General features: G+C 74.4%; 8 protein-coding genes. 6 read left to right on the top strand and 2 right to left on the bottom strand.

Annotated features, from left to right (window positions below; genetic code table 11):
- The first annotated feature begins 153 nt into the window (after window positions 1–153).
- Window positions 154–597 carry an SRPBCC domain-containing protein gene (locus ACIO1C_RS24470; protein WP_401866807.1) on the top strand — a complete coding sequence of 148 codons (444 nt, stop codon included), beginning with the start codon at window positions 154–156 and terminating at the stop codon, window positions 595–597.
- Between the two features lie 42 nt (window positions 598–639).
- Here ACIO1C_RS24470 and ACIO1C_RS24465 read toward each other — a convergent pair whose 3' ends face one another.
- Window positions 640–3,525, bottom strand: coding sequence for a YbhN family protein (locus ACIO1C_RS24465; protein WP_401866895.1), 2,886 nt, complete (start codon window positions 3,523–3,525; stop codon window positions 640–642).
- 482 nt (window positions 3,526–4,007) lie between these two features.
- Between ACIO1C_RS24465 and ACIO1C_RS24460 the strand changes: the two genes are divergently transcribed.
- The 5 genes from ACIO1C_RS24460 (at window position 4,008) to nudC (ending at window position 14,790) form a co-directional block, all read left to right on the top strand.
- On the top strand, window positions 4,008–4,433 hold the full coding sequence (locus tag ACIO1C_RS24460) for an MGMT family protein (protein ID WP_401866805.1): 426 nt from the start codon (window positions 4,008–4,010) through the stop codon (window positions 4,431–4,433).
- 305 nt (window positions 4,434–4,738) lie between these two features.
- The gene (locus ACIO1C_RS24455) at window positions 4,739–8,521 is read left to right on the top strand and encodes a UvrD-helicase domain-containing protein (RefSeq protein ID WP_401866803.1); all 3,783 of its coding nucleotides are present in this window, start codon (window positions 4,739–4,741) and stop codon (window positions 8,519–8,521) included.
- A gap of 160 nt (window positions 8,522–8,681) precedes the next feature.
- The gene (locus ACIO1C_RS24450) at window positions 8,682–12,398 is read left to right on the top strand and encodes a UvrD-helicase domain-containing protein (protein ID WP_401866801.1); all 3,717 of its coding nucleotides are present in this window, start codon (window positions 8,682–8,684) and stop codon (window positions 12,396–12,398) included.
- Window positions 12,399–12,408: 10 nt separating this feature from the next.
- Window positions 12,409–13,803, top strand: coding sequence for a dipeptidase (locus tag ACIO1C_RS24445; protein ID WP_401866799.1), 1,395 nt, complete (start codon window positions 12,409–12,411; stop codon window positions 13,801–13,803).
- Window positions 13,804–13,839: 36 nt separating this feature from the next.
- Window positions 13,840–14,790 (top strand): NAD(+) diphosphatase, encoded by a 951-nt coding sequence (gene nudC, locus ACIO1C_RS24440; RefSeq protein ID WP_401866797.1) that lies wholly within the window; start codon window positions 13,840–13,842, stop codon window positions 14,788–14,790.
- 98 nt (window positions 14,791–14,888) lie between these two features.
- Here the strand turns inward: nudC and ACIO1C_RS24435 are convergent, their stop codons facing one another.
- Complete coding sequence (locus tag ACIO1C_RS24435) at window positions 14,889–15,143, bottom strand: mycoredoxin (RefSeq protein ID WP_401866795.1); 255 nt, start codon at window positions 15,141–15,143, stop codon at window positions 14,889–14,891.
- Between the last annotated feature and the right edge of the window lie 124 nt (window positions 15,144–15,267).

Below are 15,267 nucleotides of genomic sequence, written 5' to 3'. Positions count from 1 at the left end.
CATCCTGCGCCCGGTCCCGCCGGGGCGCCCGGGGCCGCGGGCCAAGCGGGTGGCGGGCCCGACGTACACCGGACCGAATTGGACCGATGACTTTCGGGGCCCGCCCCGGTCTGCACTGATACAACCCGGCAAGAGTGAGACATGGAGCCTGAGATGACCAAGGAACAGACGACCGCCGACGGTTTCTCCTACACGCTGGAGCGCACGTTGGAGGCTCCTGTGGCGGCGGTGTGGAACGCCTGGACCACCCCGGAGCCCTACGCGCAGTGGGCCTACGCCGCCCCGGGGTCCGTCGAGATGGACGTGCGGCCGGGCGGTAAGTGGAAGGCGACGGTGGTCACCCCGGACGGCGGGGAGTTCCCGCTGACCGGCTCGTACGCCGAGGTCGAGGTGAACCGGCGCCTGGTGACCGGCATGGACGTGCCGGGGAAGGACGAGCCCGCGCTCATGACCGTGGAACTCGCCGAGGAGGGTGCCCACGGGACCCGCCTCACGGTGGCCCAGACGTGCGACACCGCCGACCAGCGCGACACCGCCGAGCAGGGCACCACGATGCTCCTGGACAGCCTGACGGCCTTCCTGAAGAGCGCGAACTGACACCGCACGGCTCTCGCGCTGCCGGGCGGGTGCGGAGACTACCTACAGCGCTCCCTTGCGCGTCAGGTGGTTGAACGACACCCAGCCCGGCAGCACCGGCAGCCACAGCGTCATCAGGCGGAACAGCAGCACCGCCGGCGCCGCGACCTCCTTGGGCAGGCCGACCGCCAGCAGACCCAGCGTCAGCGCGCCCTCCACGGCGCCCACACCGCCGGGCGTCGGCGCCGCCGAGCCCAGCGCGTTGCCGGCCAGGAAGACCACGGCGATGCTCGCGTAGCTGAGCTGCTGGTTGCCGTTGTCGAACGCCCGGATCGACGCGTCCAGGCACATCACGAACGTGCCGGTCAGCAGCAGCATCCCGCCGATGCCCGTGAGCAGCTTCATCGGCTGCTGGAGCACGTCGAGCATGCGCGGCACGACCCCGGCGAACAGCGACCGCAGCCGGGTCACCACGAACTTCCGCAGGAACGGGATCGCCGTCACGACCAGCACCAGCACCGCGACCGTGAGGAGGCCCGCGATCACCGTCCTGGACGGGGTCAGGGAGGCCGTCTTCTCCGTACCGGTGAGATAGCCGAACGAGAGCAGCAGCACGATGTGCGCGCCGAGCCCGAAGAGCTGCGAGGCGCCCACACTCGCCACGGCGAGCCCCGGCCGGACGCCGGACCGTTGCAGGAAGCGCGTGTTCAGCGCGACCCCGCCGACCGCCGCCGGGGCGACGATCTTGACGAAGGACCCGGCGACCTGCGCCTCGACGGTCCGTTTGAACGACACCCGCTCCGGTACGAAGCCCAGCAGGCTCATCGAGGCGGCGACGTAACTGAGCGCCGAGAACGCCGCCGCGGCGGCCACCCAGCCCCAGTGCGCCTCGCCGACGACCGTGCCGAAGTCGACCTGGGTGATCTGCGTCAGCAGGAAGTACGCGGCGACCGCGCCCGCGATGAAACTGAGGAGCGTACGGGGCTTGATCCGTTCGAGGCGCACCGGCTCGACCGGCGCCTGGGGCCTGATCAGCAGCACCTGCTGGCGGATCTGCGAGAGCAGATCCTCCTCGCGCGCCTCGTCCAGCGCGTCGTCTATGGCGCGCTTCTCCGCCTGCTTCTCGGCCCGCAGGGACTTCCGTACGGCCCGCCGGGGACCCTCGCCCTCGACGGCGGCCGCACGGGCCGCGCCCTCGGCTGTCTGTCCCGCGTGTGCGGCGCCGTCGGCGGGGTGGTCTCCCGCGTGTGCCGCGTGGGTCTCCTCCAGCCGGGCGTGTTTGTTCGCCGCGGACGCCTTGAGCACCGCGTCCCGCTCGCGCTGCGAGCGCTCGCGCGCGAGCCGGCGCAGCGTCGCGCGCGTGGAGCGGCTCAGCGCGATCGGCTGGAGCAGCGGCAGGCTGTCCGCGATCGCGTCGGGGCCCAGCACCTCGACCCCGGCGGCGACCGAGCGCTCCGCGCCCACCCGCAGCCCTATGGTCGTGAGCAGCTGGGCGGTGTCCATCCGTAGGACGACGTCGCCCGCCGCGATCTCGCCGCCGCGCAGCTCGGTCAGGACGACCCTGCCGGAACGATCCACCACCAGCGCGTCGCCGGTGAGCCTGCGGTGCGCGATGCGGCGCGACTGGAGGGCGCTGACCTGGCGCCAGGCGCTGCGCACCAGCTCGTCGGTGATCTCGTTGTCGGCGAGCGCGTCCAAGGACCGGCCGCCGAGGTGCTCGTACACGAGCATGACGGCGTCGGGGCCCAGCTCCGAGGTGGCGATGAGCTTGGGGGCGTTGGCGCCGGCGGCGATGGCCGCGTACGCGAGCAGGGCTTCCTGTTCGAGGGCCTGGCGCAGGGAGGGGATGGATCTGCGGGTGGTGATGGAGCGCAGGGTCAGCTGCCGCCACACGCGGTAGAAGAAGCCCTGCGCCTGCTGTTCGCGGTCCACGACCGTGACGTCGAGCGGGGAGCCGTCCTCCAGGGGGACGAAGTAGCGGCGGCCCCGGTCGCCCTGCTCGGCGGAGTCGGGGACGTCCTCGGCGCGCATGGCGCTGATCGGGCGGAAACCCACCCGGCGCAGACCCGCCATCAGCGTCTGCCCGGTGGGACGGACGTTGGGCGAGCCGACCGTGTAGAGCGTGCCGTACGCGACGGTCCAGCCGATCAGGACGGTGAGGATGATCGAGAACGGGGTGGTGTACCCGGCGACCAGCATGGCGAAGGCGTCGAGCAGCAGCACCACCCACAGGACAACCCGCCAGCGGGGTCTGCGGGCCATCCCGACGGCCGTCATGTAGGCGATGACGGGGGCGAGATAGCCGTGTACGGGGTCGGTCAGCCCGGCGCCCAGCTGAGGTCTGGTCAGCGCCTCCTGGATGGAGTCGGGCGCGGACCGGGCGACCCAGAGGTCGGTGGCGAGGGTGACGCCGTGCGCGAGGACGGCGGCGAGGACGCCGTCGGCGATGCGCAGTCCGTCGCGCTTGATCAGCCGCTCGATGGCGAAGGCGACCGGGACCAGGAGGACGGCGATGGAGGACGCCAGGCCGGCCAGCTTGACCATCAGGTCGGGGGCCTGTCCTGTGCCCTTGCTGATGTCCTGTTCGAGGCCGGCGGTGGTGCCGTGGGCGAAGGCGGAGAGGCCGATGACCAGGCCGATGGCGAGCAGGCCGATCAGCAGGCGGAGCAGGTCGGAGGGGCGGTGCACACGGGCGGCGAGGAGCGGCTCGTCGCCGGAGAGGCGGTCGACGCGGGTGGCGCCGCCGGTGGTGTCGTCGCAGGCTTCGTCGGCGTCGGCGTCGGCGTCGGCGTCGGTGGCGGCTTTGGCGTCGGCCTTGGCTTTGGCGTCCGAGCGGGTGGCTCCGGTGTGCTCGCCGCGCGACGTGGGGAAGCCGGAGGGGTCCGACGGGTCGGCGGGGTCCGACTGCGTCGGTGATCCGTGGGACGTGGGGGGTTCGTGGGGCGTGATGGGCGCGTGGGACGGCTCGGGCCGTGACCCGGAGCCGGCACCCGACCCCGTACCTGATCCTCCGCCACCCCCACCCCCAGCCCCAGCCCCCGGCCCTCCGCCGGATCCGGAGGCCGCCCCGGGGCCCGGCCCGGAGTGCGCCCTCGCGCGGCCGTCGTCGGAGGACCGTCCCGGCCGCGGCCCGGTGGACGCGTCGGGGCGCGACTCAGCCCCTGAAGTGTCCGCCGCCGCAGGTGGCTGCACGCCCTGCCCCTCCGCCGAGTCCGTCTCTTCTTGATCTCGTATCACCAGTCACCGCCCGCATGATGGTGGCACGAGCGGCCGACAGACGGGGGCATCAGGGTGCATTGCGGGGGCGTGGAGTGTGCGAGATACGTCCCTTTGCGTGTGTATGCACACACGGTGACCGAACGAATGCGCTGGGGCGCGAGGGGGTGACGGGGGCGGGCGGGTTGTCGGTGGCGTGCGGCAGGATGGGTCGGATGAGGCACGAGGAGCGGGACAAGCCGGACACGGGGCTGTCCGGGGAGCGGGAGGGGCCGGAGGAGCCGGGCGACCTGCCCGCGTACGCGGAGCGGGTGCTGGAGGTCGCCGAGCTGGTCCCGGCCGGCCGCGTGATGACGTACGGAGATGTCGCGGAGTGGCTCGGCGAGGGCGGCCCGCGCCAGGTCGGCCGGGTGCTGGCGCTGTACGGCGGCGGTGTGCCGTGGTGGCGTGTCGTCCGCTCGGACGGGGTGCTGCTCGCCGGCCACGAACTGCGGGCCCTGGACCACTACCGCGACGAGGGCACCCCGCTGCGCGAGGCCGCGCGCAGCGCCGAGGGCCATCTGCCGCGCCTCGACATGAGACGGGCCCGATGGGACGGCGGGGCTGCTGACGCGGACGCCGGCGACGGGGCTCATATATGACAGCTTCCGCCATCCGGCCGCGCGGCGGGGAATCCGGCGGCGGCGCGGGGGACCGGACGGAGTACGGATCTCCGTACCGACCTGTGTACGGGGCGGCGTACGGCGGTACCGCGCGCGGCCCCCGGTACGGCCCGGAGCGCCCGCGTCCCCACCCGGGAACGGCGTAGCGTCGGCGCCACGCGCCCCGTGCGCGTCGCCACGGCCCGGGCGTCCCGCCCCGCCCCGTACTCCCACCGCTCTCTCCCGCTCCCGTACGCTCCCCAACTCCAGCTCCAGCAGCACCCTCTCCAGGACCGGCGATCCACGTGAGTTCCTCCTCCCCCTCCACCGGGCGTACCCCGCACCGTCGGGTACGGCAGCGGACTCCTGGCGCGTACCGACTGGTCCGTACCGCGCCCGCGCCGGTGGACCCCCCTGTGCTGGACGCGGCGCAGCGCGCGGTGGTTGACCACGGCGCCGGGCCGCTGCTGGTGCTGGCGGGTCCCGGCACGGGCAAGACCACGACGCTCGTGGAGTCGGTGGCGGCGCGGGTCGAGGGGGGCGCGGATCCGGAGCGGATGCTGGTGCTCACGTTCAGCCGCAAGGCGGCGGTGGAGCTGCGCGACCGTACGGCGGTGCGACTCGGCGGCACGCGCGGGCCGCAGGCGACCACGTTCCACTCCTTCTGTTACGCCCTGATCCGCGCGCACCAGGAGGCCGAGCTCTTCACGGAACCGCTGCGGCTGCTGTCGGGGCCCGAGCAGGACGTGGCCGTAAGGGACCTGCTGGCGGGTCAGCTCGACCTGGAACGGGAGGGGCGGTCGCACGTCCGGTGGCCGGACGAGCTGCGGGCGTGCCTGACCACACGCGGCTTCGCCGACGAGGTACGGGCGGTGCTGGCCCGCAGCCGTGAACTGGGCCTGGGTCCGGACGCGCTGGCGGCGTTCGCGCGGCGTACGGGCCGGCCGGACTGGTCGGCGGCGGCGTCCTTCCTCGCCGAGTACTTGGACGTCCTGGACATGCAGGGGGTCCTCGACTACGCGGAACTGGTCCACCGGGCCGTGCTGCTGGCGTCCCGTCCCGAGGTGGCGGCGCAGCTGGCCGGGCGGTACGACGTGGTGTTCGTGGACGAGTACCAGGACACGGACCCGGCGCAGGTGAGGCTGTTGGAGGCGCTGGCGGGGCAGGGGCGCACGCTGGTCGCCTTCGGCGACCCCGACCAGTCGATCTACGCGTTCCGCGGCGCGGACGTGAACGGCATCCTCGACTTCCCGTACGCGTTCCCCGGCCAGGACGGCTGCCCGGCGCGGGTGGAGGTCCTGACGACGTCCCGCCGCTCCGGCGAGGGGCTCCTGGCCGCGACGCGGCTGCTGACCCGCCGGATGCCGCTGCCCCGGCTCCCCGCCGAGAAGATCCGGGCGCACCGCGAACTGGCGGCGGTCCGGGAGGGCGGCCGGGTCGAGACGTACACGTACCCGACGGCCTCCACGGAGCTGGAGAACATCGCGGACATCCTGCGCCGCGCGCACCTGGAGGACGGCGTCCCCTGGTCGGACATGGCGGTCCTGGTCCGCGCGGGAGGCCGCACGATCCCCTCGATCCGCCGCGCCCTGACGTCGGCGGGCGTCCCCCTGGACGTGGACGGCGACGACGTCCCCCTCCGCCACGAACCGGCCGTGTCCCCCCTCCTGACGGCCCTGAGAGCGGTGGCGGAGGCGGCGACCCACCCTCCGGCCCCGGCTCTGCTGCCGGCACCGGGGGCGCCCGACGAGGCGGCCGGTTCCGGCCGGGCACTGTCCGAGGACGAACCCGCCCCCGGGCTGCCGGAGGCGCCCCCGCCCGGCAGGGCGGGCGGACCGGCCGTGCCCGGCCAGGCACGGCCCGTGGTTGAGGCCGGCCCCCCGGGGGCGCCCGGGGCGTCCGCGTCCCCTGAGGGTGCGCGGGACGGGGCCGCCGCCCCTGGGGGGCGGGGGCTCTCCGTGGACGGGACCGACTCTGTATCGGCTACGGGTGGGTCCGGCAACGCGCCGCATGGCGACGATGTGGCCGTGCACGCGTCGGCCGGTGCGGTGACCGTCGGTGCGGACGCGGCAGGTGGGCCCGGGGCGCGCGGGACGGGGGACGGTCTCGGAGGTGTGGGTGGCGACGGCCCGGACGGTCCTGGCGTCGGCGATCCCCGGTCCCCGGAGGAGCGCGGCGTGGGCGATTCCCGTCCCCCGGACGGGCGCGGCGTCGGGTGGCTCGGGGTCGAGACCGCGCTCTCGTTGCTCGCCTCGCCCCTCGGCGGGATGGACACCGCCGATCTGCGGCGGCTCGGGCGGGCGTTGCGTGACGAGGAGCGCGCCGCCGGGAACCGGCTGCCGCCGCCCTCCGACACGCTGCTCGCCCTCGCGCTCGCGCAGCCCGAGCGGCTCGTCGCCCACGACCCGGCGTACGCCAGGGGCGCCCAGCGCCTCGGCGCGCTGCTGCGCAAGGCGCGTGAGCTGCTCGAAGGCGGCGGCACCGCCGAAGAGGCCCTCTGGGAGCTGTGGGACGGCACGCCCTGGCCGGGACGGCTGGAGCGGGCCGCCCTGCGCGGTGGCGCGGCCGGCCGCAACGCCGACCGCGACCTCGACGCGGTCTGCGCCCTCTTCGACGCCGCCGCCCGCGCCGAGGAGCGCACCGGCGGCCGGGGCGCGCTCAACTTCCTCGAAGAGCTGGACGCCCAGGACATCGCCGCCGACACCCTCAGCCGCCGCGCCGTACGCCCCGACGCCGTACGGCTCATGACGGCCCACCGCTCGAAGGGCCTGGAGTGGCGGCTCGTTGTTGTCGCGGGCGTACAGGAGGGACTCTGGCCCGACCTGCGGCGCCGCGGGTCCCTCCTGGAGGCCGACAGGATCGGCCGCGACGGACTCGCCGAACCGCTCAGTCCCGGCGCCCTTCTTACGGAGGAGCGCCGCCTGTTCTACGTGGCCGCCACCCGCGCCCGCGAACGCCTCGTCGTCACCGCCGTCAAGGCGCCCGCCGACGACGGCGACCAGCCCTCCCGCTTCCTCGCCGAACTGGGCGTCGAACCCCGGGACGTCACCGGCCGCCCCCGCCGCCCCCTCGCCGTCGCCCCGCTCGTCGCCGAACTGCGCGCCACCACCGTCGACCCGGAGGCCACCCCCGCCCTGCGCGACGCCGCCGCCCGCCGCCTCGCCCGGCTCGCCGCGCTGACCGACGAGGACGGCCACGCCCTCGTCCCCGCCGCGCACCCGCACAGCTGGTGGGGGCTGTACGAGCCGACCCGCAGCACGGTCCCGCTGCGCGACAGGGACCTCCCCGTCGCGCTCTCCGGGAGCACCCTCGACCAGCTGGAGAACACCTGCGCCCTCCAGTGGTTCCTGGGCCGCGAGGTGAAGGCGGACGCCCCCGCCACCGCCGCCCAGGGCTTCGGCAACGTCGTGCACGTCCTGGCCGACGAGGTGGCCTCCGGCCGTACCCCCGCCGATCTCGCCGTCCTCATGGAGCGCCTGGACTCCGTGTGGGACGGACTCGCCTTCGACGCCCCCTGGAAGTCCACGCAGGAGAAGGAGCACGCGCGCGTGGCGCTCGAACGCTTCCTGCGCTGGCACGTGACGGACCGGGGCGGCCGTACCGCCACCGCCACCGAGCACGGCTTTGACGTCACCCTCGAAGCGGGTCCGTACGAAGTACGGATCAGGGGCTCCATGGACCGCGTCGAGCAGGACGCGGAAGGCCGGGCGTACGTGGTCGACTTCAAGACCGGCAAAGCCGCGCCCACCAAGGACGAGGTGGCGCACCACCCGCAGCTCGCGGTCTACCAGCTCGCGGTCCGCGAGGGCGCCCTCGACGAGGTCTTCGACGGCCGCCGCCCCGAGCCGGGCGGCGCCGAACTCGTCCAACTGCGCCAGGCCGCGCCCAAGAAGGAGGGCGGCGAGGACTTCCCCAAGGTCCAGGCCCAGGAGCCGCTCGCGGGCGAGTGGGTCGGCGACCTCCTGGCCTCCGCGGCCGGCCGCGTCCTGGACGAACGCTTCACCCCGGCCACCGGCCAGCACTGCGCGCACTGCGCCTTCCGCGCGTCGTGCAGCGCGCAGCCCGAGGGCCGCCAGATCGTGGAGTGAGCGCGGGGCCGCCGGAATTGACGCCCCCGGCGCCCCGGCGCCCCGGCGCCCCGGAGTCCTGGACACCAGCGCCCCGGAGTCCAAGACACCCGCCGGCCCCCGGCTCCGGGCGGACGCCCGCCGCCCGGCGCTGTCAGTGGTGGCCGATAGCCTTCCTGGGGTGTCCGCACACCTCACCCACCCCGAGCAGCTCAAGGAGCTCCTCGGCATCCCCTTCACCCCGGAGCAGACGGCCTGCATCACCGCGCCGCCCGCCCCGCAGGTCATCGTGGCCGGAGCCGGGTCGGGGAAGACGACGGTCATGGCCGCCCGGGTGGTGTGGCTGGTGGGGACCGGGCAGGTCGCCCCCGAGCAGGTCCTCGGGCTGACGTTCACCAACAAGGCCGCGGGCGAGCTGGCCGAGCGGGTCCGCAAGGCGCTGGTACGGGCCGGTGTCACCGACCCCGACACGATCGACCCCGACCACCCCCCGGGCGAACCCCGCATCTCCACGTACCACGCCTTCGCCGGACAGCTCCTCACCGACCACGGCCTGCGCATAGGCCTGGAGCCCACGGCCCGGCTGCTCGCGGACGCCACCCGCTTCCAGCTCGCCGCGCGCGTGCTGCGGGACGCGCCGGGGCCGTACCCCGCTCTGACCAAATCCCTCCCCGCGCTGGTCAGCGACCTCCTCGCGCTCGACGCCGAGCTGTCGGAGCATCTCGTACGGCCCGGCACCCTCGGCGCCCACGACGTCGCGCTGCTGCGCACCCTGGACGGCGTCCGGCTCAGCAACGCCGAGCTGCGCAAGGTCCCCGAGGCCGCCATCGCCCGCCGTGAACTGCTCGACCTGGTCGGGCGCTACCGCGCGGCGAAGAGCGCCCGCGACCTCCTCGACTTCGGCGACCAGATCGCCCTCTCCGCCGAGCTGGCGACGACCAGACCCGAGGTCGGCCGGATCCTCCGGGAGGAGTTCCGGGTGGTCCTCCTCGACGAGTACCAGGACACGTCCGTCGCCCAGCGGCTCCTCCTGTCCGGCCTCTTCGGCGGCGGCACGGGCCACGCGGTGACCGCCGTCGGCGACCCCTGCCAGGCGATCTACGGCTGGCGCGGCGCGTCCGTCGCCAACCTGGACGACTTCCCCGTCCACTTCCCGTACGCGGACGGGACGCCCGCCACCCGCTTCTCCCTCAGCGAGAACCGCCGCAGCGGCGGCCGCCTCCTCGACCTGGCCAACGGCCTCGCCACGCCCCTGCGCGCCATGCACGAAGGCGTCGAGGCGCTGCGCCCCGCGCCCGGCGCGGAGCGCGACGGCATGGTGCGCTGCGCCCTCCTGCCCACCCACGCGGAGGAGATCGCCTGGCTCGCCGACTCCCTCGCGCATCTGGTGCGTACGGGCAAGGAACCGGGCGAAGTGGCCGTCCTGTGCCGTACGGCAGGCGACTTCGCCGAGATCCAGGGCGCGCTGGTGGCCCGGGAGGTGCCGGTCGAGGTGGTGGGGCTCTCCGGGCTGCTGCACCTCCCGGAGGTCGCCGACCTCGTCGCGGTGTGCGAGGTCCTCCAGGACCCGGGGGCGAACGCGTCGCTCGTACGGCTCCTCAGCGGCCCGCGCTGGCGCGTCGGCGCCCGCGACCTGGCGCTGCTGGGGCGCAGGGCGCGGCTGCTGGTGCACCGGGGACCTGGGCCGGACGGGGAGGACAGCACGGAGGCGCGGCTGGCGGCGGCCGTCGAGGGGACGGACCCGGCGGAGGTGATTTCCCTCGCGGACGCCCTGGACACGTTCCTGGAGTCGGCGGGCGCCCCGGACGACGGTCTGCCGTTCTCCGCCGCCGCCCGGGTCCGCTTCGCGCGGCTCGCCACCGAGCTGCGCGACCTGCGCCGGTCGCTGGCCGACCCGCTGATGGACGTCCTGCACCGCGTCCTCGCCACGACGGGCCTGGAGGTCGAACTGGCCGCGTCACCGCACGCGCTGGCCGCCCGCCGCCGGGAGACGCTGAACAACTTCCTGGACATGGCGGCCTCCTTCGCCGCGCTCGACGGGGAGGCAGGACTGCTGGCGTTCCTCGCCTTCCTAAGGACGGCCGCGCAGTACGAGAAGGGGCTGGACAACGCGCTGCCTGGCGGCGAGAACACCGTGAAGGTGCTCACCGCGCACAAGGCCAAGGGCCTGGAGTGGGACGTGGTCGCCGTCCCCGGGCTGGTCGCCGGCCAGTTCCCCAGCAACCGGGCGCGCGAGGCGTGGACGTCCCAGGCGAAGGTCCTCCCGCACCCGCTGCGAGGCGACGCCCCCACGCTGCCGGAGGTCGCCTCCTGGGACGCGAGGGGCCTCACGGCGTTCAAGGACGAGATGAAGGCGCACCAGCACACGGAGGAACTGCGCCTCGGTTACGTCACCTTCACGCGCCCGCGCTCGCTGCTGCTCGGCTCCGGCCACTGGTGGGGCCCGACCCAGAAGCGCACCCGCGGCCCGTCGGACTTCCTGCACGCGCTGTATGACCACTGCGTGGCCGGCCACGGCGAGATCGAGGCGTGGGCGGGCGAACCGGCCGAGGGCGAGGAGAACCCGTCCCTGCGGGCCCCCTCGGCGCCCCAGCCCTGGCCCCTCCCGCTGGACCCCGACGCCCTGGAGCGCCGCCGCGCGGCGGCGGACACGGTGCTGGCCCATCTGGACGAGCTGCGCTCGGGCGCTGCCGGGGAGCCGCCGCCTGCCCTCGCCGACGAGCCGTGGGAGTCCCCTTTCGAAGACGAGGCTTTCGGGGAGGAGCCGGACGACCTGGAGGACACGTACGCACCGCCGGACGTCGACCACGCTCCGGCCGAAGACGACAACAATGCCGCCGCTCCCGCCGGGGCGGCGCACGAGGACCTCCTGGACTGGGACGACTGGCCGACGGACCCCGACGCCGCCGGCCCGGTGGACCTCGACGCGGCCGGGCCGCCGGGGCCCGAAACGCCGCACACCGGGCCCGTACCCGAGCACGCCGGGCCGGCGCACGCGCGTGTCGAGCCCGAGCCGGAGCAGGCCGAGCCCGGGCCTCCGCCCGCGCCCGCCGCACCCGCGCGCACCGGATCCGCGGCCTCCGTCCCCGCTCCTCGCGGAGCGCCCGCGCCCCCCCGCCCCGCGCCCGAGGAGGCCCGGATCCTCGCCTCCTGGGACCGTGATCTCGACGCGCTCGCCCGAGAGCTGCGCCGCTCGCGGGCGGGCGTCCGCGACGTCCCCGTACCGCCCTCGCTCTCCGCCTCCCAGCTGATGCGCCTCGCCGCCGATCCGGACGGCTTCGCCCATGAGCTGGCGCGCCCCATGCCCCGGCCGCCGCAGCCCGCCGCCCGCCGGGGCACCCGGTTCCACGCGTGGGTGGAGTCGCGGTTCGAGGAGCTGCCACTGCCCCTGCTCGGCCCCGACGAGCTGCCCGGCGGCGACGAGGACGAGCCGGAGATCGCCGACGAGCGCGACCTGGCCGCGCTCAAGGCGGCCTTCGAGCGCACCCCGTACGCGCGCCGGACGCCGTACCGGGTGGAGGCGCCGTTCCAGCTGACGCTCGCGGGGCGGGTGATCCGCGGCCGGATCGACGCCGTCTACCGCACCACCGACCCCGGGACCGGCGCGGACACGTACGAGATCATCGACTGGAAGACCAGCCGTGCCCGTACCGCCGACCCCCTCCAGCTCGCCGTGTACCGCCTCGCCTGGGCCGAGCAGCACGCCCTCCCGCCGTCCGCCGTCACGGCCGCGTTCCTGTACGTGCGGACCGGTGACGTCGTCCGCCCCGACCGCCTCCTCTCCCGCACCGAGCTGGAAGCGATCCTCACGGGTGAAGACGGGGGCGGAGACGGCGACAGAGACGGAGAAGGGGGCGGAGAACGGACAGCAGACCGGACGACCGCCGGATCCGGTTAGGCTCGATGTCATGAGCGACACCCCGGACAGCGTCGTCCGTACGTACATCGAGTCCCACCGCGCCGCGTTCCTCGACGACCTGGCGGACTGGCTCCGCATCCCGTCCGTGTCCGCCCAGCCCGATCACGCCGCCGACGTGCGCCGCAGCGCCGACTGGCTGGCCGCCAAACTCCAGGAGACGGGCTTCCCGGTCACCGAGATCTGGGAGACCCCGGGCGCCCCCGCCGTCTTCGCGGAATGGCCCTCCGACGACCCCGAGGCGCCCACCGTGCTGGTCTACGGCCACCACGACGTGCAGCCCGCCGCCCGCGAGGACGGCTGGTCGAGCGACCCCTTCGAACCGGTCGTACGGGACGGCAGGATGTACGGACGCGGCGCCGCGGACGACAAGGGGCAGGTGTTCTTCCACACACTCGGCGTCCGCGCCCATCTCGCCGCCACCGGCCGCACCACCCCCGCCGTCCACCTGAAACTGCTCGTCGAGGGCGAGGAGGAGTCCGGCTCCCCGCACTTCCGCGCCCTGGCCGAGGCCCGCGCGGCCCGCCTCGCCGCCGATGTCGTGATCGTCTCCGACACCGGCATGTGGGCGGAGGACACCCCGACCGTCTGCACCGGCATGCGCGGCCTCGCCGACTGCGAGATCGAGTTGTACGGCCCCGACCAGGACATCCACTCCGGTTCCTTCGGCGGAGCCGTCCCCAACCCGGCCACGGTCGCCGCCCGCATCGTCGCGTCCCTGCACGACGAGGACGAACGGGTCGCGGTCCCCGGCTTCTACGAAGGCGTCACCCCGCTCACCGGCGAAGAGCGCGCGCTGTTCGCCGCGCTGCCCTTCGACGAGGAGCGCTGGCTGCGTACGGCCAAGTCGCACGGCACCCTCGGCGAGGCCGGGCACTCCACCCTGGAGCGGATCTGGGCCCGCCCGACCGCCGAGGTCAACGGCATCGGCGGCGGCTACCAGGGCCCCGGCGGCAAGACGATCGTGCCGTCCTCCGCCCAGGTGAAGCTCTCGTTCCGGCTGGTGGCGGGACAGGACCCCGACCGGATCGAGCGGGCCGTACGGGACTGGATCGAGGCCCGCGTCCCGAACGGCGTCCGCCACAAGATCACCTTCGGCGCCGCCACCCGCCCCTGTCTGACCCCGCTCGACCACCCGGCCCTCCAGTCGCTCGTACGGGCCATGGGCCGCGCCTTCGAACGCACGGTCCTCTTCACCCGCGAAGGCGGCTCGGGACCCGCCGCCGACCTCCAGGACGTCCTCGCCGCACCCGTGCTCTTCCTGGGCATCTCCGTACCGTCCGACGGCTGGCACGCACCCGACGAGAAGGTCGAACTGGACCTGCTGCTCAAGGGCGTGGAGACCACCGCCTACCTCTGGGGCGACCTTGCCGCCGCTCTCCGCTGAACAGAACCCATCCATCCGGGGGAGTTGGAAGTACCTGTGAGCACCATCAGCAGTGCCGATCTCGCACACCGACCGATCGGTCTCACCGCGCCCAGCGGTGTCGACCGCGCCGCACACCACCGTCTCGACGAGGCCTGGCTGGCGGCTGCCTGGAGCCACCCCACGACCCGGGTCTTCGTGGTGTCGGGCGGACAGGTGCTGATCGACGACACCCCGGACGGCCGCACCGAGCTGGTCATGACCCCCGCCTTCGAGGCGCCCGTCACCGAGACCCACCGCTACTTCCTCGGCACGGACGAGGACGGCGTCAGCTTCTTCGCGCTCCAGAAGGACGCGCTGCCCGGCCGCATGGACCAGTCGGCGCGCGCGGCGGGCCTGCGCGAGGCGGGCCTGCTGCTGTCGCAGCGGGACGCCGGCCTGATGGTGCACGCCGTCGCGCTGGAGAACTGGCAGCGGCTGCACCGCTTCTGCTCGCGCTGCGGCGAGCGCACGGTGATCGCGGCGGCGGGCCACATCCGCCGCTGCCCGGCCTGCGGCGCCGAGCACTACCCGAGGACCGACCCCGCGGTGATCATGCTGGTCACGGACGAGGAGGACCGGGCGCTGCTCGGGCGGCAGGTGCACTGGCCCGAGGGCCGGTTCTCCACGCTGGCGGGCTTCGTGGAGCCCGGGGAGTCCATCGAGCAGTCGGTGGCCCGCGAGGTCTTCGAGGAGGCGGGGGTCACGGTCGGCGAGGTCGAGTACGTGGCCAGCCAGCCGTGGCCGTTCCCCTCCAGCCTGATGCTGGGCTTCATGGCCAGGGCCACGTCCTCGGAGATCACCGTGGACGGCGAGGAGATCGAGGAGGCGCGCTGGTTCTCCCGGGAGGACCTGCGCACCGCGATCGAGACGGGCGAGATCCTGCCCCCGGCGGGCATCTCGATCGCCGCGCGCCTGGTGGAGCTCTGGTACGGCAAGCCCCTGCCGAAGCCGCTGCCGCAGGAGTAACAGCCGGTCCCCGGCAGGGTCACACGCACAGCACTGATCCCCTCCGAGGCGTCGGCCTCGGAGGGGATCGGTGTCGGAGGAGCGGGGTGGCCGCGGCGTCAGACGCCGAGCGCCTGCTTCACCTGCGCGAGGCTCGGGTTGGTCATCGTGACGTCGACGCCGGTCGGCGCGACCACGACCACGGTCGGCACCGTCTGGTTGCCGCCGTTCGCCTTCTCGACGAAGGCCGCGGACGCGGCGTCCTGCTCGATGTTGATCTCCGTGTACGCGATGCCTTCGCGGTCCAACTGGCCCTTCAGCCGACGGCAGTATCCGCACCACGTGGTGCTGTACATCGTCACAGTGCCCGCCATGTCCCTCGCGCTCCTCTGCTTCGCTCTCGCTCTGTGCGCCGGCCGTGGGCCGTGGGCCCCGGTGGGTGCACCGGCGTCCGCCGCAATCCGTGGAACGTACGCGGGGCGGCGGCCATTCCCGTAA

It is taken from the genome of Streptomyces sp. NPDC087420 (genome assembly GCF_044744165.1).
Taxonomy (GTDB): Bacteria; Actinomycetota; Actinomycetes; order Streptomycetales; family Streptomycetaceae; genus Streptomyces.
This window is presented reverse-complemented; position numbering and strand designations above follow the sequence as displayed.

Excerpts from the sequence above, each read along its gene's own strand:
- ACIO1C_RS24445 (WP_401866799.1), top strand. The coding sequence starts at position 12,409 with ATGAGCGACACCCCGGACAGCGTCGTCCGTACGTACATCGAGTCCCAC.
- ACIO1C_RS24460 (WP_401866805.1), top strand. The coding sequence starts at position 4,008 with ATGAGGCACGAGGAGCGGGACAAGCCGGACACGGGGCTGTCCGGGGAG.
- ACIO1C_RS24435 (WP_401866795.1), bottom strand. The coding sequence starts at position 15,143 with ATGGCGGGCACTGTGACGATGTACAGCACCACGTGGTGCGGATACTGC.
- ACIO1C_RS24470 (WP_401866807.1), top strand. The coding sequence starts at position 154 with ATGACCAAGGAACAGACGACCGCCGACGGTTTCTCCTACACGCTGGAG.